Source organism: Streptomyces rimosus subsp. rimosus (assembly GCF_000720725.1).
Taxonomy (GTDB): Bacteria; Actinomycetota; Actinomycetes; order Streptomycetales; family Streptomycetaceae; genus Streptomyces; species Streptomyces rimosus_A.
This window is the reverse complement of the sequence record NZ_JOCQ01000060.1, coordinates 25,937-50,852: the sequence shown is the minus strand read 5'-3', so window position 1 is coordinate 50,852 and position 24,916 is coordinate 25,937. Positions and strand designations below refer to the sequence as shown.

Genomic DNA, 24,916 nt, shown 5'->3' with positions numbered 1-24,916 from the left:
GTCGTCCCCCGCGCCGGCGCCCGAGCCGCCGCACTCCGCCCCGCCGTCCCGGCCGCCGACGCACACGCCGCGGCCGCGGCCGACCCCGCCGGCGCCCGCTCCGTCCCCGTACCGGATCAACCAGTTGACGTGGGACCTCCTGGGCGACGGCACAAAGCCCGAGGTGCGCATGGCGAACAGCAGCTGGCTGTGGCAGCGGCAGGGGCTGCGCATCGGCGGAAAAACTTATCGACACGGCGTGACCGTGCACGCGCCGTCCTCCGTGACCATCGACCTGCACCGGCAGTGCACGGCCTACGACGCCTACGCGGGCGTGGACGATCTCGGGTTGGGCCTGGGGGTGCTGCGCTTCTCCGTGTACGCGGACGGTCAGCGGCTCTGGCGCTCGGGGGTGCTGCGCGGCGGGCAGCCCGCCGTACCCGTGCATGTGCCGCTGACCGGCCACAAGACGGTGCGGCTGGTCGTCGAGCCCGCCTCGTCCAACGCCGTGATGTTCCTGGGCGACTGGGCGCAGTCACAGATCACGTGCAGGTGAAGGCCCCCGCCCGCCCCCTCCCCTCAGATACTCATCTCCCTCAGATACCCATCCCCTCAGATACTCGGCCGGGGCGTCACCCCGCCCGCCACCGCGCGCCGCCGGGGCGCGGCCGTACCGGTCCAGCACGTGCCGCGCCGGGCGAGCAGACGGCGGAGCCACAGCTCGGTGGAGACGATTTCGGCGAGGCCGTCCAGGGGCAGTGGGGCGCCCTCGGCCGCCGCTCGCAGGGCCTTGCGTACGACGCGTGCCTCGACCAGGCCCGCGTCGGCGAGCAGCGGGGTGTCGAAGAGGCCGACCACGTCCCCGATCGAGGTGCGCAGGCCCGCCCGTACGGCCGCGGCGTGGGTGAGGTGCGAAGTGGCGCCCCAGCCGGGCGGCAGGTCGCGGACGCCCGCGCCCGACAGGACGGCGCGCAGCACGGCCGCCCGCGCCCCCGGTTGCACGCGCAGCGTGTCCGGCAGCGCGCGGCAGGCCAGCACCACCTGGTTGTCCAGGAAAGGCGCGTGCAGCCGCTGGTTCCGTACCTCGGCTGCCTGCTCGAAGATCCGGTGGTCGGCGGCGTGCCGGGCCAGCGCGGCGCGCGCCCGGCGCTCCCCGGGCCGCCCCACGGCAGGCGTCCGGTCGGCCGCGGAAGTGAGGCGAACCGATACTTCGGCCAGCGCCTCCCCCGTGAGCCACCGCGCCGCGGGCCCGGGCCGGCACCAGGAGAGCGCGGCCAGCGAGGCGTCCACCGCTCCGCCGCCCACCACCTCGTCGGAAAACTGCCGCTCCCTCAGGCGCGTCGCCGTCTCGGCGATGCCCGTCGCGTAGGGCGTACGGGCCAGCTTCCGGGCCGCGCGGTAGACGGTGAACGGGACCAGGGCGGACTGCGACAGCGGCCCGTCGGCCCTGGCCAGCGCCGTGACCGGCCTCAGCAGATGGCGCCTGCGGCGGTCCATGAGCAGATCGGCCAGGCGCGCCGGGTGCGCGTCCAGGACCTGCCGCGCGCCGGCGCCCACGAAGTGGTCCGCGCTGCCCGCCAGCAGGCGCCGCCGATGGCGTCCGGCCGTGATCAGCGACGGGCCCGGCTCGTCCGTGAGCGGCCCGCCCTCCAGGTCCGCGTACGGGAGGGCCTCCTCGCCCGCCGCGACGACGACGTGGTGGAGGCGCGGATTGGCGGCCATGGTGCGGGCCCGCTCCAACTCGGCCTCCCGGTACGACTGTCCTCCGTGGGTGGCGCGGTCGTTGAACGTGACGGCCAGCAGGCGCTCACCACGCCCGTTGACCGTGCCCGGCACCCCGGGCAGCCCGGCCGCGAGCAGTGCCAGCGTGGCGGAAGCGCTCCCTCCGGAAAGGTCGGCACCGACGCCGGGGGCCGGTGCGCCGCGCGCGGCCCGCCGCTCGGCCGGCCCCATGCCCGGCACCGGGCCCGGGTCCAGCCCGTTCGGGCCGTCCGGGTCCGGGGCGTGCCGGACCCCGGCCAGCCGCGCCCGTACGGCCTCGATCAGCGCGTCCCGCACCCCGTCGACGGCCTGCTCGGGCGGCAGTTGGGGCGCCGCCACCGCCAGCGAGGTCGTCGGCTCGTACGAGGTGATGTCGCTGCTGCCGCCGCGCAGGACGAGCGCGTGGCCGGGCGGTACGCGCCGTACGCCCTCGTACGGCGTGCCCGCGCCCAGCGCCTCGGGCGCGTCCGGGCAGGCCAGCAGGGCGGCCAGATGCCCGATGTCGAGGCCCGCCTCGATCAGGTCGGCGAGCGGGAGGGCGGCGGTCGCGTACGCCGTACCGCCCGCCCACGGGGTGTGGAAGACCGGCCGGGCACCCGCCAGGTCGCCGGTGACCGTCACGCGCCGGCCGACCTGGACGACGGCCGTGTAGCTGCCGGGCCAGGCGGTGAGGTGGCGCAGCGCGCCGCCACGGGCCGCGAAGAGACCGACGCGCAGCTGGTCGTCGGTGGCGCCGCAGACCCCGAAGACGGCGAGCCGGGTCTGCGCGTCGGCCTGGACCACGCGCACCTCGTCGGGGCGCCAGTCGCCGACCGCCCACAGCGGGTCGGGGTCGCCCCACAGAAGCTGCGCGCCCACAGGGACGAGCGTGCGGGCCTCCTCGGTGGTGGCCGGTCCCGTGGCGGTACTGCTCCACCCGACCAACCAGCGCATCGCCGCCTCCACCCTGTTCGCCGCCGCCGGGCGGCCCCCGTCCGCCCGCCGCCGCGGAAGCCGGTCCACCCGGGAGAGCGCCCCTGGTGGACGGCAGGGTGGACCGGACCGCCGCCCCGCACAGCGGATTGCCAAGCCGTTGCCAAGCTGTTGCGCGGACCATGCTGCCACGACCGGGGCCTTCGGGAGGCGCCAAAGAGAGCCTGTGTACGGGGGTGTTCGGAAGACGTTACCGAGCCCGGCGGGCTGGGTCCGGCGCGGGTTCGGGCCGTGTTCCGGGCGCGCGGTGCCGGGAGGGGGCCACGGTGGTGTATGAAGGGCGCTTCGCGGCCCCGCTCGGCCCCTCGCGGTCTCTCGCCCGAAGGCTGGGAGGTGGCGGGCGGCGGCGGACGGCGGCGGGAGTGCGGCAACTCCCCGGCGCTCCACTCCGGGCGATCGCCTCGTTCCGCCGGGAGACTCCCGTGCGTCGATTTTCGGCCAAAATCTGCGACGGGCACCGTGGTTGGCCCGATACCGGCCGACCACCGGCCGCCCCGCCCCCGGGACCGGCCGACCAGCCTCCGGCCCTGCGCCCCGTACGGCCACGGACGCCCCACACACCCCGGGCCGAACACCCCACGTACCTCGCACCTAGCGGCCGAACGCCCCACGCACCCCGTACCGAGCGGCCGGGCGCCCCACGCATCCCCTACCGAACGGCCGGGCGCCCTCCCGACCGCCACAGCCAAGCGGACGCCCTTCAGGCCGAGTCGACGGGCCCGTCCCGCACATGCGACAGTCCGGGAGGCGGGACTCGCCCCCCGGACCGGACCGCCACCCGCGGGGAATGAGGCGGCGGTGTCCCCCAGCCCACTGGATCCAGTGCAGCGGGCCGACCCACGCAGATCCCATGGAAGCGCTCCCGTCCCGCGGCGGCCAGCGCGCACACACGGGCGCACGGCAACACGTACCCGGAGCACATGCCAAACCCCCTACACCCGCTTGGACTTGAAACCCGCCATCCGGGACATCGGTACTTAACGGTCGGGATTCGGCGAACTACTCTGGGTGGACGCATGCCCCGGGGTAGCGCGGGGCGGCCGTCGCTGTGTCGAGGGGTGCGCATGTCAAGGGATATACGCGGGCCGAATGAGAAGCTCGGCACCGTTCTCGCCCTCGCGGGGATCAGCAATGCCGGGCTCGCCCGCCGGGTCAACGACCTCGGGGCGCAGCGCGGGTTGACGCTTCGCTACGACAAGACGTCGGTCGCCCGGTGGGTGTCCAAGGGCATGGTGCCGCAGGGCGCCGCGCCCCATCTGATCGCGGCCGCGATAGCCGGCAAGCTCGGCCGGCCGGTGCCGCTCCACGAGATCGGGCTGGCCGACGCCGACCCGGCCCCGGAGGTGGGCCTGGCCTTCCCGCGCGACGTGGGCGCCGCCGTACGCTCCGCAACCGAGCTGTACCGCCTCGACCTGGCCGGACGCCGCGGCGGCGGAGGCATCTGGCAGAGCCTGGCCGGATCCTTCTCGGTCAGCGCGTACGCGACCCCCGCGTCCCGCTGGCTCATATCCCCGGCCGACAGCTCGGTCGCCCGGGAAGCGACCGAACTGCGGGAAGTCCGGGACGGCAATGGCTCGACCGGTGTCAAGGACGGCGCCCCCGGGACCGACACCGTCCCGCTGCACGTCGGCCACAGCGACGTCACCAAGCTGCGGGAGGCCGCCGAGGACGCGCGCCGCTGGGACTCCAAGTACGGCGGCGGGGACTGGCGCTCCTCGATGGTGCCCGAGTGCCTGCGGGTGGACGCCGCGCCGCTGCTCCTCGCCTCGTACAGCGACGAGGTCGGCAGAGCCCTCTTCGGGGCGACCGCCGAACTGACCAGGCTCGCGGGCTGGATGGCCTTCGACACCGGCCAGCAGGAGGCCGCCCAGCGGTACTACATCCAGGCCCTGCGCCTGGCACGCGCCGCCGCCGACGTCCCGCTGGGCGGCTACGTCCTGGCCTCGATGTCGCTCCAGGCCACCTACAGAGGCTTCGCCGACGAGGGCGTCGACCTGGCGCAGGCGGCTCTGGAACGCAACCGCGGCCTGGCCACGGCCCGCACGATGAGCTTCTTCCGCCTGGTCGAGGCGCGGGCGCAGGCCAAGGCCAACGAGTCGCGCGCCTGCGAGGTGGCCCTCAAGGCCGCCGAGGGCTGGCTGGAGCGCTCCCGCGAGGGCGACCCCGACCCGTCCTGGCTGGACTTCTACTCGTACGAGCGCTTCGCCGCCGACGCCGCCGAGTGCTACCGCGACCTGCGGCTGCCCCGCCAGGTGCGCCGCTTCACGGAGCAGGCGCTCTCCCGCCCGACGGAGGAGTACGTCCGCTCGCACGGCCTGCGGCTGGTCGTCTCGGCGGTGGCCGAGCTGGAGTCCGGCAACCTGGACGCGGCCTGCGCGGCCGGGACCCGGGCGGTCGAGGTGGCGGGCCGCATCTCCTCGGCCCGTACGACCGAGTACGTACGCGACCTCCTGCACCGCCTGGAGCCTTACGGGGACGAGCCCCGCGTGGTGGAGCTGCGCGAACGGGCACGGCCGTTGTTGGTGGCGCCGGCGTAGGGCGGGGCTCGTCGCTGGTGGTGTCGGCGTAGGGCGGGGCCCGTCGCCGGTGGTGTCGGCGCAGGGCGGGTGTGGCCGGTTGCGCCGGCGTGGGAGCGGGGGCGCGCGGGGGTAGTGCCGGGGCCGGGCCGCGGCCTCGGCACTTCCCGCTCCCGGGCCGTTGTCAGACCCCCCGGTCATGATGGGATACGTCTGGTCCCAACGGGTTGCAGGGGAGGTGCTGTGATGGCGTACGACTGCGATGTGCTGGTGATCGGTGCCGGGATCGTGGGGCTCTCGACGGCCTACGCGATCACGCGCGCCGCCCCCGGCACGCGTGTGGTGGTCCTGGAGAAGGAGCCCGGCCCCGCCCGCCACCAGACCGGCCGGAACAGCGGCGTGATCCACAGCGGCATCTACTACCCGCCCGGCTCCCTCAAGGCCCGCTTCGCGCTCCAGGGCTCGGCGGAGATGGTCGAGTTCTGCCACGAGCACGCCATCCCGCACCAGGTCACCGGCAAGCTGATCGTCGCCACCGACCGCGCCGAGCTGCCCCGCCTGCACAGCCTGATCCAGCGCGGCCGGGAACACGGCATCCCGGTGCGCGAGCTGGGCCCCGCCCAGATCGCGGCGTACGAACCCGAGGTCAGCGGCCTGGCCGCCATCCACGTCGGCACCACCGGCATCGCCGACTTCGGCGCGGTCGCCCGACGCCTTGCCGCCCTGGCGACGGAGGGGGGTGCGCGCGTTGTGTACGGCAGTGAGGTCACCGGGATCGGACGGCGGCCGGGGCGGGTGGCGGTGCGGGTTTCGGGGGGTAGGGGGCGTGGCGTGGCCGGTGGCGGGGGAAGCCGGCCTGCTGGTACGGGGTACGTGGCCGGTACGGGGTACGTGGCTACGGGGCACGTGGCCGGTACGGGGCGTACGCCCGCCGATAAGGGTGCGGCCCTCGCCGATAAGGGTGCGGCCCTCGCTGATGAGGAAGCGGCCCTCGCTGATGTGACCCGTACGCCTACCGATACGGGCCACGCCCAGGCCGACGCCCTCCTCCGTACACCCACCGATATGGACCGCGCCGAGGCCGACGCGCCCCGTACACCCACCAATACGGACCGCGCGCTCGCCGACGCGCCCCGTACGCCCATCGACGCGCCCCACGCCTCTTCCGACGCGGACACGGTCTTCCGTGCCCGCGTCCTGATCAACTGCGCCGGGCTGCACTGCGACCGGATAGCGCGCCTGGCGGGCGACACGCCGGGCATGCGCATCGTCCCCTTCCGCGGCGAGTACTACACCCTCGCCCCGGACCGTGCCTCCCTGGTGCGCGGCCTGGTCTACCCGGTGCCCGACCCCGCGTTCCCGTTCCTCGGTGTCCACCTCACCCGTGGGATCGACGGCTCCGTCCACGTCGGCCCGAACGCCGTCCCGGCCCTCGCCCGCGAGGGATACGACTGGCGCACCGTCCGCCCCGCCGACCTGGCCGGCACCCTGGCGTACCCCGGCTCCTGGCACATAGCCCGCCGCCACTGGCGCTACGGCGCGGGCGAGCTGCGCCGCTCCCTCTCCCGCCGCGCCTTCACCGAGGCCGTCCGCCGCCTGCTGCCGGCGGTCCGCGAGGAGGACATACAGCCGTCCCCCGCCGGCGTACGCGCCCAGGCCGTCCTGCCCGATGGCACCCTCGCCGACGACTTCCTCATCACGGAAACCCCGTCCATCGTCCACGTCCTCAACGCCCCGTCCCCCGCCGCCACGGCCTCCCTCCCCATCGGCCGGGAGATAGCCGGGCGGGCCCTGACGATGCTGGAGGGGGCGTCCGGCTGAGAAGGCGCCGCCACCACCTCCGGCCGCCATCGTCCAGGGCTGCCCCGGCCGCTCCCTCCGCCCTCTACCAGCCCCGACCTCTACCACCTCCGGCCGCCGCCGCCCGTCCCGCACAGCACCGCGCCCGTAGAATCGACCCACTGTGTCCGAGAACCCCGCCACCCCCGAGTCCAGCCCTGCCGCCGAGGCCGCTGCGGCAGCCGAGCCCAGCGCTACCGAAGCCGACGCTGCTGTCGAGGCGGGCCATGGTGCCGAGCCCGGTACCGCCGCCGGGCCCGGTCCCGCCACGAATTCCGGCCGCCTCACCGACGCGGCCCAGCCCCGCACCTTCCGCGAGGGCCCCCACCCGCGCCCCCGCACCGAGCCGATGTTCCCCGACGGCACCGGCCCCGCGGCCGACCCGGCCGGTTCGCACCACGAGCGGCGGATCCGTTCCTTCCAGCCCCGGCGCAGCCGGGTCTCGCCGGGGCAGGCCGACGCGCTGCGGCGCCTGTGGCCGAAGTGGGGCCTGGACATCGACGGCCTCTCCAGGATCGACCTGAACGAGCTCTTCGAGGGCCGTCCGGTCATCCTGGAAATCGGCTTCGGCATGGGCGAGGCCACGGCGCAGATGGCCGCCGCCGACCCGGACACCGGCATCCTCGCCTGCGACGTCCACACCCCCGGCCAGGGCAACCTGCTCGGCCTCGCGGAACGCAACGGCCTGTCCAACATCCGCGTGGCCAACGGCGACGCGATCATCCTGCTCCGCGAGATGATCGCCCCCGCCTCCCTGGCCGGCCTGCGCGTGTACTTCCCGGACCCCTGGCCCAAGAAGCGCCATCACAAGCGCCGACTGATCCAGCCCGAGTTCATCGCCCTGGCCTCGACCCGCCTCGCCCCCGGCGCCCTCGTCCACTGCGCGACCGACTGGGAGCCGTACGCGGAACAGATGCTGGACGTCCTCTCCGCCGAGCCGGCACTCGAAAACCTGCACTCCGGCTATGCCCCGCGCCCGGACTTCCGCCCCCTGACCAAATTCGAGGGGCAGGGTCTGGACAAGGGCCACGTCGTCCACGACCTCCTCTTCCGGCGGCGCCCGGCATAGCCCGCCCCGCGGTGGTTAGGGTCGATGGGTGAATCCGCCGCAGCCGCCTCCGCTTCCGCCGAAACCGGCGTACGCGCCCGATCCGCGCTACGCCGCCCCCGCCGCGTCGCCCGTGGCGGCGCAGTGGCACTACGCACCGCACCGCCGCCCGGCGCCCTGGCACAGCAGAACAGCGCGCGCCGTCGCCCTCTTCTCCCTCCTGGCGCTCTCCGGCGTGATCATCCTGGCGATGGTCCGCCAGCAGACCGGTACACAGGGCTTCCTCGTCGGCCTCGGCCTCGCCGTCTTCCCCGTACCCGTCCTCATAGCCGGCTTCTGCTGGCTGGACCGGATAGACCCCGAGCCCCGCCGCAACCTGGTCTTCGCCTTCGCCTGGGGGGCCTGTGCCGCCACCCTCGTCGCGCTCCTGGCCAACGGTTTCGCGACCGACTGGCTGGAGAACAACCTCTCCACCCTCTCCCCCGAGGACGCCCGGACCTGGGGCGCGACCGTCTTCGCCCCGGTCATAGAGGAGACCGTCAAGGCCGCCGCGATCGTCCTGCTCTTCCTCTTCCGCCGCCAGAACTTCGACGGCGTCACGGACGGCCTCGTCCTCGCCGGCATCACCGCCACCGGCTTCGCCTTCACCGAGAACATCCTCTACCTGGGCAACGCCTTCGGCCAGGACCAGTCCCTCGGCCACACCGGGCTCGACTCCCTCACCGCGGGCACGTTCTTCGTCCGCATCATCATGTCGCCGTTCGCCCACCCGCTCTTCACCATGCTCACGGGCCTGGCCTTCGGCATAGCCGCCACCAGCTACCCGCGCCGCCGGCCGCTGCGCCTGGCCCTGCCCTTCCTCGGCCTGGCCACCGCCGTCCTCCTGCACTCCATCTGGAACGCCGCCACCACCCTCGGCGACCTCGGCTTCCTCACCGTCTACGGCCTCTTCATGCTGCCCGTCTTCGCGGCCCTGACCTGGCTCGCCGTCTGGGCGCGCCACCGCGAACTCCTCGCCCTGCGCACCTACCTCCCCCCGTACGTCACCACCGGCTGGCTCTCCCCCACCGAGCCCATCTCCCTCTCCTCCCTCAAAACCCGCTCGGTGGCCCGCGACATAGCCCGCCGCACCCTCGGCCCCACCGCCGCCCGCGCCGTAACCGAATACGCCGCCACAGCCACCACCCTCGCCTTCCTACGCCGCCAAGCCCACCGCACCGGCCCCACCCCCACTTTCCACATTCAGGAACGGGACCTCCTCCACCACCTGTGGCACCACAAACCCCTGGCCCACCCAGCCCTGCTCCAAGCACTCCATGTGACGCACCGACCGGCACCCAGCCCGAAGCCATCAACCGCACATGGAAGACACACGCCGCATATGCCCCCCTACGGTCAGTGATCCACCACGCCCAGAAGTGCGGGCAGGCTGTCTGCAGCCGGACAGCGGCACACTCCAAGTCCCCGGTTATGGCAGGCTCGTGGGCCTGACGCTGGTGTGGTGCCAGCTGGTTGATGAGGTGACGTCATGCTTCCGCTGGACCTTTCGGCCGCTTCCAACACCGTGGCCGTAGCCCTGGCCGAATCGGACAGCGAACTCGTCGCTGTACGCGAGCATCTTCAGCAGCTCGATCCTCTAGGCGAGCGATTCGCCCGAGTACTGCGCGACACTATTGACCAGCTGCTCAATGGCGAAGTCACCGGCCGTTACGACTGGAAGACGCTGTCCAAGACAGAGAAGACACACGCTGGGTCGATTGTTGAGATCAATTTGCAGCGCGAGTTCGCTTTCGATGACGGGGACGCCACGGACTACCGGATAGCAGGCATTCAGGTCGACTGCAAATACTCCCAGCAGTTCGGAGGGTGGATGATTCCACCCGAAGCCGAGAACCACATCTGCCTGCTGGTCTGGGCCGACGACGAGAAAAGCCGCTGGAGCGCCGGTCTGCTCCGCATCCGTCCAGAGCTGCTCAATAAAGGGAATAACCGAGACCGCAAGCTGACCATTAAGGCTGAGCACCGCAACAGAATCTACTGGCTGTGGCGGGACGCTTCACTACCAGAAAATGTTCTGCTGCATTTGGGCCCGGCAACTCGCGACAAGATTCTCGGGCTTCCTTCGGGCCAGGCGAGAGTCATCGAACTCTTCCGCCGCGTTCAGCTCCGCCCCATCGGCAGAGGCGTTGTACGCACCGTAGCCCAGCAGAGCGACTACATGGCCCGGGTACGTGAAGCGAAGGGCCGCGCGCGGACAGTCCTCCGCGAAGAAGGAATCCTCATCCCGGGGCACTACAGCAGCCATCAGGCCGTCGCACGCGCTCTCGGCGCCCCCGTGCCCCGGGTCGGCGAGCTCGTCAGCTTCCGGGTAGCTGAAGCAGCCGCCCGCCACGAAGGCCTCCCGCGTGTAATCCTCGATAACCGGGCATGGGTCCTTGCGACGCCGGAGGACCCGCCCCAGGCAGCGCCCTTCCTTCCGAAGCACACTGAGAAGAACCGTGACTGACAAGAACAGCTCTGATCAGGGGCAGGAGCCGCCCGACAGCAAAGCATGGACGCCGCCAGACGGCTCCTGGGCATCGTCCGCCGCCCGGCGGCGCAACATGCAGGCCATCCGGAGCCGGGACACCAAGCCGGAGCAGCTCATCCGGCGGCTCGTGCACGCCCAAGGTCTCCGGTACCGCGTAGCAGCCAGGCCTCTCGCGGACCTTCGCCGGACAGCGGACATGGTCTTCCGTCCGGCGAAGGTCGCGGTCTTCATCGACGGCTGTTACTGGCACGGGTGCCCGGAGCACTACGTGCCGCCGAAGACCAACCCCGGCTACTGGTCAGACAAGGTCGCACGGAACATGGCGCGCGACCGGGACACCGACCAGCAGCTCATCGAGGCAGGATGGACGATCCTCCGGTTCTGGGAGCACGAGTCACCGGGCGACTGCGCCCTCAAGATCGCTAGTACGGTCAGCAGGCTCCGCAGAGATCAGCGCTGACTGGCCCGGAAGCTCGAACAGAGCCGCGTCCCGTGCTTCCCTCGCGGCTTCCGCTTCCTTTGCCGCTTCGCGCTGCAGCGTCTCCTCGACGGGGAACGGGGCTTTCAGTCCCTTCTCCAGCGCACCGATGATCTGCTCGCCGACGGCTCGGGCGACCGGCGGAGGGAAAGCATTCCCAACCTGCCGGTAAGCCGCCGTCTTGCGGCCGGAGAACTTCCACTCCGCGGGGAAGCCCTGGATGATCGCGGCTTGGGTGACGGTCAGCTTCGGGCCGAGCGATTCACCCTTCTTGCCTGTGCTGTAGAGATCGCGGACCGGGTCCTTCATCAGTTCAGGATCGTTAGCGACGCCCATGGCGTCGACACCCAGCTTGAGCCAGGCTTTCTTCGCCCGCGTAGGCCCAAGGTCGGCGCCGCCATGTTTCTTGGACCCGCCAACCAGTGTCGGAGCTACGCCGGTGACGGCTTTGTCATGCCAGCGCTTGAACGCGGCTCTGCCTTCCTCGGAGTCCCCGAAGCGCTTCTTCATCGTCGGCGCGAGCGCCTTCGCCACCGTTACGAGCTCGATCTTCTCGGGATCCGGCCAGGTGAAGTAGTCAGCGAACTCCGGCCGCATCGCTACGAGGATGGCCCGCGGCCTGAGCTGCGGCACCCCGTAGTCGCAAGCCTCAAGGACCTCCCAGCCGCAGATGACGTAGCCCTCCTCCCGGAGGCGCGCCTGGATCTCACTGCGGTAGGACTCGAACTTCTGCGGAGGCTGGAGAAGACCCCGCACATTCTCGATCATGACGGCATTGGGCTTCAGGTAGCTCACCAGGTCAAGCATGACCGGGAACAGATCACGCTCGTCCTCCCGGCCCAGTTGCTTGCCCGCGGCCGAGAAGGGCGGGCACGGCACGCCGCCGGCCAGCAGGTCGAGTGTGCCGGGTTCAAGCTTGAGATCAGCGGCGTCGAACTTCGTCAGGTCAGCTGGGATGACTCTGCAGTCGCCCCAGCCGTTCTCCTTCGTGACGTTGAGTTCGAGTGTCTCGCACGCGTGCTTGTCGATCTCGATCAGTGCGTGGTGCCGGAACCCTGCCTGGTGCAGCCCGAGTGCCTGTCCCCCGGCCCCAGCACAGATCTCCACAGAGGTGAACTTGGACTCAGTGCGGGTCATGCACCCTCCTTCCTACGTGCCACGGCGGACACACCTTGCAGTCCGCCCTCACAGAGGGTGACAGACGCCACTGACAACAACCCGGCCTCCACTAGAACTCGGCCTCCACTAGTGTGCGGCACTCGTTTCGCGCCGCTGCTGTCAGCACAGACAACACGGCAAACGCCTCTCAATATTGCCCCCACCGCATGGCGGCGCCTTCAGGCAGCCGGTGGCACAGGGCCGGAGTGATGTGCCGAAGGCCATCATGGTGCACTCAGTCAGCACACTTCATCGCTTCGCGGAAGCCGCCACCGCGATACGGAGACATCACGCCTGATTACACGTGCCCGGCAACACCCATGTGCCGCAGCAGCGCCTGTACGTCGGCCGCGTCCATGCCGCCGGCCACAGAGGGCTCTTCTTGCAGGTCAGCAAGCTGGCGGACGGAGGGGTCATCGAGGATGCCGCCCATGAACTCCAGCTTCTCCTCCATACGGCGGGCCACGACCTCATCGACCGTGCCGGTGGCAGCGAGCACAGTGACGCGCGTCTCAGTGCCGGGCGCGAGGCCCAGCCGGTGAATGCGGTCCAAGCTCTGCAGGAACCGTCCGGCCATGAAATCGCGGTCCACGTAGACCGCGTCGTGGCACACCTGGTGAAGGCTGATGCCTTCACCCAAAGTCGCCGGGTTGGACAGCAGCACCATGCAGTCCGGGTCGTTTCGGAAGCGGTGGATCTGCTCCTCGCGGTCAGCGGTGCCTCCGTGGACCACGGCTGGCCCGTAGTCGGCGAACAGGTGCTCCATCGTGGTCAGGCTGCGTACGAACGTTGACCATACGAGCGTCTTCCGGCCTGCGGCCGCGTTCTCAGCCAGCAGACTCAGGGCCTCCGAGTACTTCGGTGACACCTCGTAGCTGGGCAGGCCCTGCATCAGCTCGTACAGCGAATCGCCTTCTGGAACGTCCAGTGGCGGCACCTGGTAGGCGAGGGGCTCATATTTGCTGCTGCCCTCCCGCAGCAGCGCGGGGCTGGTGGCCGCCATGAGGAGCCGCATCAGCGCCTTGCCCAGCGCGTCGAAGTCGTCGCGCGAAGCCTCTGCTCTGGCCGTAAAGCGTCCGATCATCGCATCGTAGATCTCACGGTGCAGGTCCGGGAGATCCACGTACCGGATCTTGGTCTCATAGGGGGGCAGACCGAGTTCGTGCTTGGTGGTACGGGTGAAGAGCGGACGCAGAATCTTGCTGGCGTACGCCAGGTCTCCGCCGTTCACGGCGCCGGTCACCACGCGTCGGCCATGCCCCGGCCAGACGAAAGACAGCAGGTTCTCCAGGTCCCGGGCGCCATTGGGAGCCGGCGTACCGGTCAGGATGAGCCGACGGCGGCTGAGCGGCCCGAGGAACATGCAGGTGCTTCCGTACACGCCGTTCGCGCCCAGCTTCATCCTGTGCGCTTCGTCCAGGATCACCATCGACGGAGCCGCCCGAAGCCAGGCCGCGAGCTGAGCCTGCGAGCGGTCCAGCCGTTCGTAGTTCACCAGCAGCAGTTCCGTACCAAGGTCGGGGCTCTTCGACATGACCTCGGCAGCCATCGGCTCCTCGAAGCAGGTCGCACTCTCGAAGAGCCACGACTCGTACGCTGACTTCGGACTGACCACGAGAAGCCGCCTGACTTCGCCCCGTGCGCGCATGGCCGCGTAGACCGCCAGTCCGACGCGGGTCTTCCCGGCTCCTGGGACGCTGAAGTTCGCGCCGTGCCGCATGGACAGCAGGTGTGCGATATCGCGTCGCTGGAAGGATGTGAGGTCAGCCTTCCAGTCATCACCCAGCAGGAAAGCAACGTCGTCCGCGGTGACTGCCGCACCGGCCTCGCCGGCCAGTGCCTGCTCAGCTGCCTCTGCATCGTCGAGCACGCTGCCGACGAGGTCGGCCAGCGCCTCTTCCCACTCGACGCTTTCCGGTGCCGGCCAGTTTCCCAGCGCTTCCAGACCGACGAGGAAGTCATCAAGTTCGACTTCCACGGCCAGCGGGCCGCTCCGGGTGCTGGCAGGAAACCAGCCCGCCAGCTGCGTCAGGGCGCTCTGATGGGCCGGGCTGACGCGCAGGGCCGCCTTGGTACGGGTGACATCGAACCCGATGCGCAACGACGGCTCCTGCACATCTGCCATCGGCCGTCACTCCTCCTGTTTCACCGCACCCAGCAGCCACTCAACCCCGTCTCCGGGAACCTCGATGCTACGGGCAGACTCGACGGCCAGTTTCCCGAGGCTGTCCCGCAGCTTCAGCACGGCTTCGTCGAACGCCTCCTCGTCGAGGCTCCGGGACGCCCTGGCCATCACCAGGTCGGTGACGCACTGCTCGATGTCCTGGCATGCGTCGGTGATACGTCCTGGAGCGGCCTGCTTGCGCTTACGGATACGCGCGTCGCTGCCTGCCGGTACCAGAGCCGCTTCGAATACCTCGCGGGCGGTCGCGAAGGTGCGCGTCGCCACCTCCACACGCTCGGCGGATACACCTCTCGCCGTCGGGCTGACCGCCTTCGCCCGGAGAACTGTGTCGGTCAGGGCCCTGGCCACCGTCACGCTGGCGTCCACGGACTTCATCGACCGGCCGAGGCCAGGGATCGCCACCGAGCCGGCGGCGGAGGCTCCGGCCTTCAGCTCATCCGGCAGACGCTGGTCGAGGTACCGGCGCGTGAAGTCCGCCTCGATCAGCCGCACGTCCGTCTTGGAGAAGCCAAGGACCATGGCCGCCAGCCGGTTCTCCTTCATCACATCAGCGTTAGTCTTGCTAACCCTCGCGTCTTTGACGTACTTGCGGTGCAGTTCACGCAGCTTTTCCTGGTGCTGCTCAAAGTCAAGCAGCCGCAGCCCGGTGCCCTCGCTCTTGCTCCGCTCGATGAGATCGCGCAGACAGGTCAGGATCCACTGGTCCTGCTTGCAGGTTTCTTCTCTGATACGGAAGTCCCGCGCGATGTCCTTCGCGGAGCGGCCGAGCTCAGCCTGCTCATCGATAGCCAGCAGCCGGTTGATGTACGAGTACTCGCGGCGGTGGTCCTTGCGGAGCTGCAACGACAGCTCTACCGCGTTGACGTCGTCCCAGGTGCACGACTCCGGAAGCACGCCGACGCGAATGTGCGTGACAGCCAGCTCCTTGAGCGCGGCCCGCCTAGTGTTGCCGTTGACCAGCACACCATCACGTGTAATAAGGCCGGGATCGTTCTGGCGGAAGTCACGCAGGCTGTCCATCAGCTCGATGAAGTCCGGGTCATCCTTTGACGGATCAGCCGGCAGCGCCATCAAGAGGTGGTGCAGGTAGTCCTGGCTCCGGTCGCTCCATGGATCGCTGTGCAGCTCAGCATCCAGCTCCGGGTCGTGGTCGCGCTGAGCCCTGATGCGGTGCGTGCCCGGATTGTAGTAAAGGTCAGCCACCGGCATGTCGATGACCTCGACGTGCAGGGGCTGGCCCCGCCACTCAACGGTGAGGCTCTCCCTGGTGCCGGCCGCTGATTCGGCGTCCTTCAGCCGCTTCCGGACAAGCTCCTGGTTGGCCTCCGCCTTCGGCGGGCGTCCGAAGTCCATGCTCACGTGTGTTCCGTTCTCCTGGCTCTCAACAATCACAGGGCGCTCCAGCCGGCCCGGCTAGAGGCTGCTCTCAAGACCGAGCTGCTCGCGTACCTGAGCCCGCGACTCCTCGGGCAGGGTCCGGTAGCTGGCCCAGATCCGCTCGAGTTCGCTGAACTCGCGGCGGTCCTTCTCCATCCAGCCGGCCAGAATCTTCCGCTCCATCGGACCGATCCGCCGCACAGCGCCGAGGACGCTCGAGAGGTCCGCGGTCAGTTCCCGCCCGCCCACCCGGCACCGGTTGCATTCAGTCACCAGCTGCACGTCGGCCGCGCCTCCCGGCCCCTGCACTGGGCGCCGGGCAATGTCCAGCTGGGCAGCCTCGTACGTACCGGGGTACGTCTGGCCTCCCGAGATGCCACACGAGCGGCAGAAGTGCCCGTCCCTGGCAAAGATCTCGCGCCGCTGGGTAGCTGTGATGGTCGCCGCGGCCTTGACCCGGCCCTTGCCGGGCTCCCAGACCGCTTCTCCTTGGCGGACGAAGCGCTGCTGGTGCGGCTCAAGACCGGCCTCCTCTCGATTTGTGTCTAGCCGCCAGCCGTGGTCCCGCAAGTCGCGCATACGCCGGTCGATCTGCGACGTCTCGGGGAAGGCGGCCCTCAGCTCACCCTTGGTGAAGACGTTTCCTTCGCCGACAACGGTGACGAGCCACAGGGCGGCGCGCTTCATCGTGCCGAGCTTCTTGTCCTCCCAGGACGGCAGTACCACAGGGGTCACCTTTCACTTTCCGTAAGCGCGCTTGACAGAACGGATTCGCCAGCCGCTTCTCCCTGCCGTCAGGCATGCAGGGCGACTAGCTACAGCCCGAAGGTTCCCTCCAAGGATCCACACCGGACGCCGCATTTCAACGCGCCAGCCCCCTCCCGTATTCGCAGAATTGCGAATACGAAACTATTGACTTTCCATCCCTCCTGAAGTAAGCAAAGGGGCATTTGACGAAGTCGCTGTGACCCGCATCACACAAATACCCCGCGACTGGTACCGCGCGAAGAAAAACTCACTGTTCTGCCTCTGCCGCCGCCCGCTTGCCGGTCCCCTTGCCGCGACCGACCGGCGGGAACTTTTTTCGCTGGAGGCGCCGGAGAGGAACTGCGGGCGCGAACACGACGCGAACACGAGGAGCGCACCTACTGGCCGGTGACCTGCAGGTCTCCGCTCATCACCTTCCCCGGCGGCGACACTTCGCAGGACCGGCCTCAACGTCGCGGCGTTCGCGAGGAAACCGGAGTGAAGCATTCCAGTTTTACGATAACGCCATCGCCACCGGGTACAAAAGGGCGAATCTCCTAACATCGCCACACAAACAAGTCCGCGGCGCATCATCTCAGCGACAAGGCCGTCCAGCCCGCCGCATGAGGTACCGTCAGATAACCTGATAATCAGATGGCCCAGAGGCCGGGAGGGGACGCTCAGCCGGGACGCCGAATCAGCGTTGCCTTACCTTCAGCTGCCAGCGCAAGAATCACGCCCATCGCAGGAAACCCAGTCGAGGAATCTCGGATATCGCTTCCATGACCAGTCACCGGTTACCCCGTCGCACTCGCAGAAAGGAATCCGCACCGTGCCGCCGAAAGGGCAGGTGAGTGCCAGTCCCCGCGCCGACCTGGCGCCTGAGGCACGGAACTTGGCAACCACCGTTGCAGCCCTGGCCACGCTGGTGCGTGGTACGGGGAAAAGTCAGCGGGCCGTCGCGAAGGCAGTCTTCGTATCCCCGTCCACACTCACGGATTACACAACCGGTCGCCGAGCCCCGTCAGAAGACGTCCTACGGAAGCTCTGGAGCCTCGCTGAGGCTTCGCAGGCCACGACGGGGCAGCCGCCCCCGCCACTGGCGCAGGTACTGGAGACGTACCGAAATGCCGTTCTGGCCCGGCAGGGCCTCCCGTCGCACGGGGACAGTGCGCCCGGTCAGCCGGAGGCACCGGTCCCCAGAGCCCGCACTCACCGAACCACGATGGTGCCGCCAGCTCCCCTCGCGGACGATGAGGCTCTCGCTCACCTCCGCGCGGGGCGGGACGCTGACGCGGCTACCTTCCTGTGGCACGCCGGCCGGACTCATGCTCCGGCGGAAATCCGGGACGCGGTCACTACGTACCGGGCTGCGGCCCGGACAGACGCGGCCGACGTGATGCTGAACAGTGCCGCGGCCCGTGACCTCCGGGCTGTTCTGAGCATCGTCGACACCCTTCTCGAAGCCCGGCAGATCGAGGACGCCGCCACGCTCGTCAAAGCCGCCCTCACCCACCACCCTGGCTGACCACTGCCCGACCGTCCACATCAGCTGCACCGACAGGAGAAGACCATCGCTAGGGACACAGCTCACGCTACTGACAGCTCTCGGCCTCGTGCCCCTCCTACCACGAGACAGCCCGCCGCTCCGACTTTGCCGAGGGGAGCGACGGGCGCCACGTCACCGCCAAGCCGTCAAACAAGGAAGTGAACGCATGAACCACAATCCCACGAACCCGCAGAGCGGCGCCTCTCTGGTGCTGTTCACCCTGTACGTCTGCTCGACCCCGGTCAGCAGCCTGGTGCTCTCGGGCCGGCTCCAGGACCCGGCGCACATCTGGGCCCTGGTCACCCTGGTCTCCGTGGCGATGATCTGCCAGACCTGGTACCAGGTGGCTGCCTCCAGGCGGTCATGACGGCAGGGCCCGTCCTCATGATCCGTTTGGCGGGTCACCTCATGTAGCAGTACGGCAGCGCGGCCGGCAGAGACACCCATCTGCCGGCCGCGCTGTCATGCTTCCCCGGCTGTCGGCCTACGCCGGCCTGCCAGCGTAGAGTCGCGCGCGATGGTTCTCTAACAGGGAGGTTCCGGACATGGCGCAGGTACCGTCGGCAGCGATAGCTACTGCAGGGCTGGTCGGTGGCTACGGCGTAGCCCGCTGGACCAAGAAGCGGCCCCTGGGTGGGGTGGCTCTGGCTGCTGCGGGGGCGGTGGCGGCTCGGGAGTGGGAGCGGAAGGCTGGGAAGAAGGCTGCGGCTGCGTTGAGTGGGGCTTATGTGGCGGCGTTTGCCGGGTCGCATCCGTTGGCGAAGAAGGTGGGGGCCTGGCCTTCGGTGTTTGCGGTGGCGGGGGTTGTGGGGGTTGCTTCTTGGGTGGTTGCTGATCGGGGTGGGAAGTAGGCCGGGGGCAAGCGAACGGGTGGGCACGTACTGGGTACGTGCCCACCCGCTTGCTTGTCCCTGTTACTTGGGGCGAGTAGTCAGGCCGACGCCTCGTTGAGGAGGGTCAGTTCGTCGGTGGTGAGGCGGAGGTCGGAGAGGGCTGTCAGGGCCGCGAGTTGGTCTACCGTGCGGGCGCTGGCGATGGGTGCCGTGACCGTGGGCTGGGCGGCGAGCCAGGCGAGGGCCACTGTGGCGTGTTCGGCCTGGTGGGCGGCGGCCACGGTGTCCAGGGCGGCGAGGACCTTGCGGCCGCGGTCGGTGGACAGGTGCTTGGCTGCTGTTTCGGAGCGGACGCTGTTCACGTCGGTGTCCGGGCGGTACTTGCCGGTGAGGAAGCCGGACGCGAGGGCGTAGTACGGGACGGCGCCGAGGCCGTGGCGGGCTGCGGTGTCGGCCAGCTCACCCTCGTATGTTTCACGGGAAACCAAGTTGTAGTGGGGCTGGATGGCCACATAGCGGGCCAGATTCTCCTCGGTGGAGAAGGCCAGGGCCGCTTCCAGGCGCTGGGCCGAGATGTTGGAGGCGGCGATCTCGCGGACCTTGCCGGCCTTGACCAGGTCGTCGAGGGCCGGGAGGAAGTCGGAGACGTCGAGGGATTCGTCGTCGTAGTGGGTGTAGTAGAGGTCGATGTAGTCGGTGCGCAGGCGGGTGAGGGAGGCGTCGATGGCCGCCTTGATCGTCGTCGGGGCCAGGCCCTTGTGGTCCGGGTGGGCGCCCACCTTGGTGGCGATGACGACCTGGTCGCGGGCGCCGCGGGAAGCGAGCCAGTTGCCGATGACGGTCTCGGATTCGCCGCCCTTGTTGCCCGGTACCCAGGCCGAGTAGACGTCGGCGGTGTCGATGAAGTTGCCGCCGGCAGCTACGTAGGCGTCCAGTACGGCGAAGGATTGGGCCTCGTCCGCGGACCAGCCGAAGACGTTGCCGCCGAGGGAGAGCGGGGAGACGGACAGGGAGCCGAGGGTCTTCTGTGTTCTGGTCATGATCTTCCAAACGTAGGCGGGGAAGCGCGGCGCCGCAGCCGGGGCGGGGAAGATGTCGCGAAGGGAAGGGGCGGCTTGGTTCGGTGGGTGGCGTCGGCGTGAGGTCGAGGTCAGGTGCTGGGGGCCGAAGACAGTGGGCTCGCGATGCTTTCCAGGGAGCGGCGTTCGGCGCGTACGGCCAGGAGGGCGGCGGTGAGGCCGGCCAGGCACATCAGGGTGGCGCCGATGCAGAAGGCGAGTGCCGTGTCGGCGACCACGCCGGACTCGGTCAGGCCGGCGAAGACCAGGGGGCCGCTGATGCCGCCCGCGGCCGTACCGACCGCGTAGAAGAAGGCGATGGCCATCGCCCGGGTCTCCATGGGGAAGATCTCCGAGACGGTGAGGTACGCGCTGCTGGCGCCGGCCGAGGCGAAGAAGAGGACCACGCACCAGCAGGCGGTGAGCGTGGTGGCGGTCAGGTGACCCGCGGCGAAGAGCCAGGCGGTGGCGAAGAGGAGGGCGCCGGAGAGCAGGTAGGTGCCGGAGATCATGATGCGGCGGCCGACCGTGTCGAAGAGCTTGCCGAGGATCAGCGGGCCCAGGAAGTTCCCGGCCGCCATCACGGCGAAGTAGTAGCCGGTGCTCGCCGTCGGCACGTCGAAGAACGTGGTCAGGATGGCGCCGAAGCCGAAGGTGACGGCGTTGTAGAGGAACGCCTGGCCGATGAAGAGGGCGAGGCCGAGGATGGCGCGCCGTCGGTAGCGCGAGAAGACGGTGCGGGCGATCTCGGTGAAGCCGATGCTCTTGCGGGGGTGGATGGTGATCTCGCCCTCGGGCTCGGGGAGGGGTTTGCCCTTCTCGTCGGTGATCTGCTTCTCGATGGAGGCGACGAGCCGGTCCGCCTCCTCCCCCCGTCCGTGGATGAACAGCCACCGTGGGCTCTCCGGCACGTGGCGGCGTACGAGGAGGATGACGAGGCCGAGGACGACGCCGAGCGCGAAGGTCAGCCGCCAGCCGACGTTCATCGGGAAGATCGCGGTGTTCAGCATCACGATGGACAGCAGGGACCCGCCGATCGCACCGAGCCAGAAGCTGCCGTTGATGACGAGGTCGACGCGCCCCCGGTAGGCGGACGGGATCAGTTCGTCGACGGCCGAGTTGATCGCCGCGTACTCGCCGCCGATGCCGAAGCCGGTCAGGAAGCGGAAGGCGAAGAACCACCAGGAGGAGAAGGAGACCGCGGTCAGGGCGGTGGCGGCCAGGTAGACGGCCAGCGTGATCAGGAAGAGCTTCTTGCGGCCGAAGAGGTCGGTGAGCCGTCCGAAGAACAGCGCGCCGGAGCAGGCCCCCGCCACGTACAGGGCCGCGGCGATGCCCGTGACCTGGGCGGACGAGATGGGCAGTCCACTGCCGTGCTCGGAGAGGCGGCCGGCGATGTTGCCGACGACGGTCACTTCCAGACCGTCCAGGATCCACACCGTGCCGAGGCCGATCACCACCATCCAGTGCCAGCGTGACCAGGGCAGCCGGTCGAGGCGGGCGGGGACGTCGGTGGTGATGGTGGGGGTGTTGGAGGTGGCGTTGGAGGTGGTGGCGTCAGAGGTGGTGACCTTGTCCGTGGTTGTGCCTGCGGGCGCCGATGTACGCCGGTCCGCGGTCGGCCGGTTCTCGGCGATCCGGTCCGCGGTGGCCCCGGCTGCGGCCCCTCCACCGTGCTCCGCCCCCGCCTTGCCGTTCCGTTTCATCGCACCCTCCTGAACCGGGCCGGGGCCGGTTCACCCCGGCGGCGCATCCATCCGAGTGCCCGGAGGACGACGTCCAAAGCAAACGGAATGCCCAGGTTGAGGGGAATGTGGAGGGGTTCTCTTACGGCAGGGCGGCCCGCCGGGCGCGGGGTACCGCCAAGTGACGGCGTGGCGGAGGGGGAGCGGGAGTGGGAGTGGGAGTGGGAGTGGGAGTGGAGAGGAGACCGAAGGCCGGACGGGGCGGGGGCAGTGAGTCCCCACCGCGCCTCCACACGGCTGCCTCAGACGTCGAGCCCGTGCTCCCGCAGCCACGGTTTCGGGTCGACCGGCGCGCCGCCGCCCGGCCGTACTTCCAGGTGCAGGTGCGGGCCGGTGACATTGCCGGTGGCGCCGACCCGGCCGATGACATCGCCGGCGGCGACCTTGCCGGAGGCGCGCACGATCGACGAGAGGTGGCAGAACCACAGCTCCGTACCGTCGTCCGTGGTGAGGACGATGCGGTAGCCGTACGCGCCGGACCAGCCCGCCTGAGTGATCGTGCCGCCGTGGACCGCCTTGACCGGGGTGCCGGTGGGGGCGGCGAAGTCCAGCCCGGTGTGGTTGGCCACCCAGCGGTCGCCCGCCTGCCCGAAACCGGCGGTGAGGGTGTAGGAGGTGAGGGGGGAGACATAGCTGCGGGCCAGTTCGGCGCGGCGCTCGGCCTCCGCCTTCGCGCGGGCCGCCGCCTCCGCCTCGCGCCGGGCCTCGCGCTCCGCGGCCTCCTTGGCGGCCGCGGCCTTCCCGGCAGCCTGCCGACTCGCCGCCGCGTCCTGCGCGGCCTGCTTGCCGGCCGCCTGCTCGGCTGCCGCGCGCGCCTCGTCCTCCGCGGCGCTCTGCTGCCGGTCGGCCTGCTGGAGGATACGGTCGCGCAGCGAATCGCCCGTGCCTCTGCCCTGCTCCGCCTCGCTACGGCTGAGACCGGCCTGGGTGAGGGGAGCTGCGGACACCTCGGGGACGCCGCCGGCGCCCGAGGAGCCCGGCGCGTCGGATATCAGGTCGCCGATGCCCGGCAGGGATTCGACGTCCGGCAGCTGGGCGGCGAGGTCGTCCACGAACCCGCCGAGGTCCGGCACCGACACCGGCACCGGAGGCTTGTCCTCGGCGGACGCCATGCCGCCGGCGCCCACCGCGGCGATGACGCCGACGCCCAGAACCGTACCGCCGCGGGTGAAACCGCCGCGCTGCTTGCCGACAACGCGGTGCTTGCCGCGTACGGGGCGCAGCGATTCCTCGGTCGGGTTCCACTCCTCGAAGAAGTCGAAGGGGGCGTCAGCCGTACCGAAGGGGGCGTCGGCCGTACCGCTGGCGCCCACCGCGTCGACCTCGAACGCGCCGGGGTCGGCGGTCGCTTGGGGGACGATGCGTAGGCCGGAGGCGTGCGAGGCGGGGGTGGATGGCGCGCCGGCGGCGCCGAAAGGGACCTCGGGGACGGAGCCGGCAGGGCTGTTGGACGCCACGGGGGCGCACTCCTTTCCTTCCTCTCGCCTACCGGGTCAGCGGGGGCCGCCTCCCGGGCCGGTGCGGCGCCGGGCGGTGGCCCTCCCAGAGCATTCGGGACCAGAGCATCCCGGACCAGAGCATCCGGGCCCAAGGCGTTCGGGACCAGAGCGTTCGGGCGCTGGGACGTGCGGAGCAGGAAGGTCTCCTGTGGAGGCCTTCGACGGGCGGTGCCGGTGGGCATGGACCGGCGGCCGTCCGGCACACCCCGAGGTGGTGGTTGCCCGGTTCCCAGGACACGCGCCGGTCCGGCACCGGGGCGCAGGCCGGTCCAGCGGTGGTCCAACGGTGATTCAGTTGTGAACCTGCTGACGGGATTCGGCGTCGGCGCACGGTGCCGCCTCTTGCGACGGCTGGGACGACCGCGCTCCGTTATCGGACTGTAATAGACATCGCGGCCGGACACCAAGCGTTCGGGCGAATCCGAGGTCATTTTGTGGTGGCTTTGGCCCGAGCTTATGCCCCATCAAGCCCCAAATCGGGGCAACTTGAAAAATGATCTTCAAACCTGAAATCCCCGATTGTGCGGGAGTCGTTATGCGTGAGGGGGCCAGATGATGACGCTCCGTGCGGGCAGTAACGTCTGATCATGGTCGTCAACAGCGCGCGGGCACTGGCGGATCGATATGTGGACTTCGCCTGGTATCAGGCGCGCGGGCAGTCCGACGCCCACGAGGAGCTGGCCGCGCGGATCGGCCACGATCCCGAGTTCTGCGCCCACCTCGCGCGCTGCCTGCCCGCCGGCGAGAAGCAGCAGCCCAACCTCCTGCTGGCCGCCGTCCGCTACCTCGACGGCCCGTACGCGGAGCACGGCCCGCGCGGCGACGCGGCGTACCGCGGCTGGCGCGAGTGGACCCTGCGCCACTGGGACGAGGTGAGCGCCGTCATCACGTGGCGCCGGACGCAGACCAACGAGCCGGCCCGCTGCGCGTCCCTGCTCCCCCTCCTGGCCCGGCTGCCGCAGCCGCTCGCCCTCCTGGAGGTCGGCGCGTCGGCGGGCCTGTGCCTCTATCCGGACCGCTATCGCTACCGCTACGACGACCGGCCGGAGTTCGGCGCGCCGGACAGCGCGGCGGTCCTCCCCTGCCGTACGGGTCCGGGCACCCCCGTACCCGACCGCGTCCCGGACATCGCCTGGCGGGCGGGCATCGACCTCAATCCCCTCGACCCGGCCGAACCCGACGACGTCCGCTGGCTGGAGGCGCTCGTGTGGCCGGGCGCCACCGACGAGCGCGTACGGCGCCAGCGGGCCGCCAGAGAGGCGGTACGGTCCGTGCCGCGCCCCCATATGGTGCGCGGCGACCTGATCGACACGCTGCCCGCGCTGGCGGCCGAGGCGCCGCCCGGGGCGACACTCGTCGTCTTCCACACCTCCGTACTGGCGTACCTCCCTCTGGAGCGCCGCGAGGAGTTCGCCCGGCTCGTACGGTCCGTGCTACAGGAGCGCGACCGCCTCGGGCACGGCCCCGGGCACTGGGTCTCCAACGAGCACGGCCCCGTCCTCCCGTGGATCACCACGCCCCGGCTCGCGCACCCCCTGCCGACGACGGAGCGGCTGCTGACCCTGGCCCTCGACGAGCGGCCGGTCGCCCTGACCGGCCAGCACGGTCAGAGCGTGCAGTGGCTATAAGAGCTACGGGGGCT

At 70.2% G+C, this 24,916-nt stretch carries 19 protein-coding genes and 1 pseudogene; 12 read left to right on the top strand and 8 right to left on the bottom strand.

The window, feature by feature from the left end; translation table 11 throughout:
* Positions 1-535: NPCBM/NEW2 domain-containing protein (locus IH45_RS0127435; protein ID WP_199810730.1), on the top strand; the 535-nt coding region annotated here is incomplete at its 5' end.
* A gap of 56 nt (positions 536-591) precedes the next feature.
* On the opposite strand, the gene IH45_RS0127430 is transcribed toward IH45_RS0127435, so the two are convergent.
* Positions 592-2,673 carry an asparagine synthase-related protein gene (locus IH45_RS0127430; protein ID WP_030673973.1) on the bottom strand — a complete coding sequence of 694 codons (2,082 nt, stop codon included), beginning with the start codon at positions 2,671-2,673 and terminating at the stop codon, positions 592-594.
* A gap of 1,103 nt (positions 2,674-3,776) precedes the next feature.
* On the opposite strand from IH45_RS0127430, the gene IH45_RS0127425 reads away from it, so the two are divergent.
* The 6 genes from IH45_RS0127425 (at position 3,777) to IH45_RS1000000146960 (ending at position 11,105) form a co-directional block, all read left to right on the top strand.
* Positions 3,777-5,249: a hypothetical protein gene (locus tag IH45_RS0127425; RefSeq protein WP_030673971.1), complete on the top strand. Its 1,473-nt coding sequence runs from the start codon at positions 3,777-3,779 to the stop codon at positions 5,247-5,249.
* A gap of 225 nt (positions 5,250-5,474) precedes the next feature.
* Positions 5,475-7,049 (top strand): L-2-hydroxyglutarate oxidase, encoded by a 1,575-nt coding sequence (gene lhgO / locus IH45_RS0127420; protein WP_030673968.1) that lies wholly within the window; start codon positions 5,475-5,477, stop codon positions 7,047-7,049.
* Between the two features lie 142 nt (positions 7,050-7,191).
* The gene (gene trmB / locus IH45_RS0127415) at positions 7,192-8,136 is read left to right on the top strand and encodes a tRNA (guanosine(46)-N7)-methyltransferase TrmB (RefSeq protein WP_030673966.1); all 945 of its coding nucleotides are present in this window, start codon (positions 7,192-7,194) and stop codon (positions 8,134-8,136) included.
* 28 nt (positions 8,137-8,164) lie between these two features.
* Positions 8,165-9,517, top strand: a complete 1,353-nt coding sequence (locus tag IH45_RS0127410) for a PrsW family intramembrane metalloprotease (protein ID WP_050515216.1) — start codon at positions 8,165-8,167, stop codon at positions 9,515-9,517.
* A gap of 126 nt (positions 9,518-9,643) precedes the next feature.
* On the top strand, positions 9,644-10,621 hold the full coding sequence (locus IH45_RS1000000146965; protein ID WP_078897805.1) for a NaeI family type II restriction endonuclease: 978 nt from the start codon (positions 9,644-9,646) through the stop codon (positions 10,619-10,621).
* Entirely contained in the window at positions 10,614-11,105 is a 492-nt protein-coding gene (locus IH45_RS1000000146960) for a very short patch repair endonuclease (RefSeq protein ID WP_078897804.1), read from the top strand. The genes IH45_RS1000000146965 and IH45_RS1000000146960 overlap by 8 nt, the downstream gene beginning before the upstream one ends.
* Here IH45_RS1000000146960 and IH45_RS0127395 read toward each other — a convergent pair.
* The 4 genes from IH45_RS0127395 to IH45_RS0127380 all read right to left on the bottom strand — a co-directional run bounded on the left by IH45_RS0127395 (position 11,040) and on the right by IH45_RS0127380 (position 16,569).
* Complete coding sequence (locus tag IH45_RS0127395; RefSeq protein ID WP_030673957.1) at positions 11,040-12,260, bottom strand: DNA cytosine methyltransferase; 1,221 nt, start codon at positions 12,258-12,260, stop codon at positions 11,040-11,042. The genes IH45_RS1000000146960 and IH45_RS0127395 overlap by 66 nt on opposite strands.
* A gap of 319 nt (positions 12,261-12,579) precedes the next feature.
* Positions 12,580-14,406, bottom strand: coding sequence for a DEAD/DEAH box helicase (locus tag IH45_RS0127390; RefSeq protein ID WP_030673953.1), 1,827 nt, complete (start codon positions 14,404-14,406; stop codon positions 12,580-12,582).
* A 6-nt stretch (positions 14,407-14,412) separates the two neighbouring features.
* Positions 14,413-15,825: a ParB N-terminal domain-containing protein gene (locus IH45_RS0127385; protein WP_030673950.1), complete on the bottom strand. Its 1,413-nt coding sequence runs from the start codon at positions 15,823-15,825 to the stop codon at positions 14,413-14,415.
* Positions 15,826-15,879: 54 nt separating this feature from the next.
* Positions 15,880-16,569, bottom strand: coding sequence for a hypothetical protein (locus IH45_RS0127380; RefSeq protein ID WP_030673947.1), 690 nt, complete (start codon positions 16,567-16,569; stop codon positions 15,880-15,882).
* 853 nt (positions 16,570-17,422) lie between these two features.
* Between IH45_RS0127380 and IH45_RS1000000151095 the strand changes: the two are divergent.
* The 4 genes and pseudogenes from IH45_RS1000000151095 to IH45_RS1000000150190 all read left to right on the top strand — a co-directional run.
* Positions 17,423-17,653 (top strand): annotated as a pseudogene (locus tag IH45_RS1000000151095) (helix-turn-helix domain-containing protein); the annotation flags it as partial.
* A 333-nt stretch (positions 17,654-17,986) separates the two neighbouring features.
* Positions 17,987-18,118, top strand: a complete 132-nt coding sequence (locus IH45_RS1000000150680) for a hypothetical protein (protein ID WP_267885159.1) — start codon at positions 17,987-17,989, stop codon at positions 18,116-18,118.
* Positions 18,119-18,305: 187 nt separating this feature from the next.
* A complete protein-coding gene (locus tag IH45_RS0127370; RefSeq protein WP_030673941.1) occupies positions 18,306-18,506 on the top strand; it encodes a hypothetical protein in 201 nt (66 codons plus the stop codon).
* Positions 18,507-18,684: 178 nt separating this feature from the next.
* Positions 18,685-18,990: a hypothetical protein gene (locus IH45_RS1000000150190; protein WP_078897802.1), complete on the top strand. Its 306-nt coding sequence runs from the start codon at positions 18,685-18,687 to the stop codon at positions 18,988-18,990.
* Positions 18,991-19,070: 80 nt separating this feature from the next.
* Here IH45_RS1000000150190 and IH45_RS0127365 read toward each other — a convergent pair whose 3' ends face one another.
* The 3 genes from IH45_RS0127365 to IH45_RS0127355 form a co-directional block, all read right to left on the bottom strand.
* The gene (locus tag IH45_RS0127365) at positions 19,071-20,012 is read right to left on the bottom strand and encodes an aldo/keto reductase (protein WP_030673939.1); all 942 of its coding nucleotides are present in this window, start codon (positions 20,010-20,012) and stop codon (positions 19,071-19,073) included.
* Positions 20,013-20,122: 110 nt separating this feature from the next.
* On the bottom strand, positions 20,123-21,736 hold the full coding sequence (locus IH45_RS0127360) for an MFS transporter (RefSeq protein ID WP_030673937.1): 1,614 nt from the start codon (positions 21,734-21,736) through the stop codon (positions 20,123-20,125).
* 281 nt (positions 21,737-22,017) lie between these two features.
* Positions 22,018-23,232: a M23 family metallopeptidase gene (locus IH45_RS0127355; RefSeq protein WP_030673935.1), complete on the bottom strand. Its 1,215-nt coding sequence runs from the start codon at positions 23,230-23,232 to the stop codon at positions 22,018-22,020.
* Positions 23,233-23,861: 629 nt separating this feature from the next.
* Between IH45_RS0127355 and IH45_RS0127350 the strand changes: the two genes are divergently transcribed.
* The gene (locus tag IH45_RS0127350) at positions 23,862-24,902 is read left to right on the top strand and encodes a DUF2332 domain-containing protein (protein WP_030673933.1); all 1,041 of its coding nucleotides are present in this window, start codon (positions 23,862-23,864) and stop codon (positions 24,900-24,902) included.
* The last annotated feature ends 14 nt before the right edge of the window (positions 24,903-24,916 follow it).

Coding starts and splice junctions, on each gene's coding strand:
- IH45_RS0127430 (WP_030673973.1), bottom strand. CDS start 2,673: ATGCGCTGGTTGGTCGGGTGGAGCAGTACCGCCACGGGACCGGCCACC.
- IH45_RS0127425 (WP_030673971.1), top strand. CDS start 3,777: ATGTCAAGGGATATACGCGGGCCGAATGAGAAGCTCGGCACCGTTCTC.
- lhgO (WP_030673968.1), top strand. CDS start 5,475: ATGGCGTACGACTGCGATGTGCTGGTGATCGGTGCCGGGATCGTGGGG.
- IH45_RS1000000146965 (WP_078897805.1), top strand. CDS start 9,644: ATGCTTCCGCTGGACCTTTCGGCCGCTTCCAACACCGTGGCCGTAGCC.
- IH45_RS0127395 (WP_030673957.1), bottom strand. CDS start 12,260: ATGACCCGCACTGAGTCCAAGTTCACCTCTGTGGAGATCTGTGCTGGG.
- IH45_RS0127390 (WP_030673953.1), bottom strand. CDS start 14,406: ATGGCAGATGTGCAGGAGCCGTCGTTGCGCATCGGGTTCGATGTCACC.
- IH45_RS0127370 (WP_030673941.1), top strand. CDS start 18,306: ATGAACCACAATCCCACGAACCCGCAGAGCGGCGCCTCTCTGGTGCTG.
- IH45_RS1000000150190 (WP_078897802.1), top strand. CDS start 18,685: ATGGCGCAGGTACCGTCGGCAGCGATAGCTACTGCAGGGCTGGTCGGT.
- IH45_RS0127365 (WP_030673939.1), bottom strand. CDS start 20,012: ATGACCAGAACACAGAAGACCCTCGGCTCCCTGTCCGTCTCCCCGCTC.
- IH45_RS0127360 (WP_030673937.1), bottom strand. CDS start 21,736: ATGAAACGGAACGGCAAGGCGGGGGCGGAGCACGGTGGAGGGGCCGCA.
- IH45_RS0127350 (WP_030673933.1), top strand. CDS start 23,862: ATGGTCGTCAACAGCGCGCGGGCACTGGCGGATCGATATGTGGACTTC.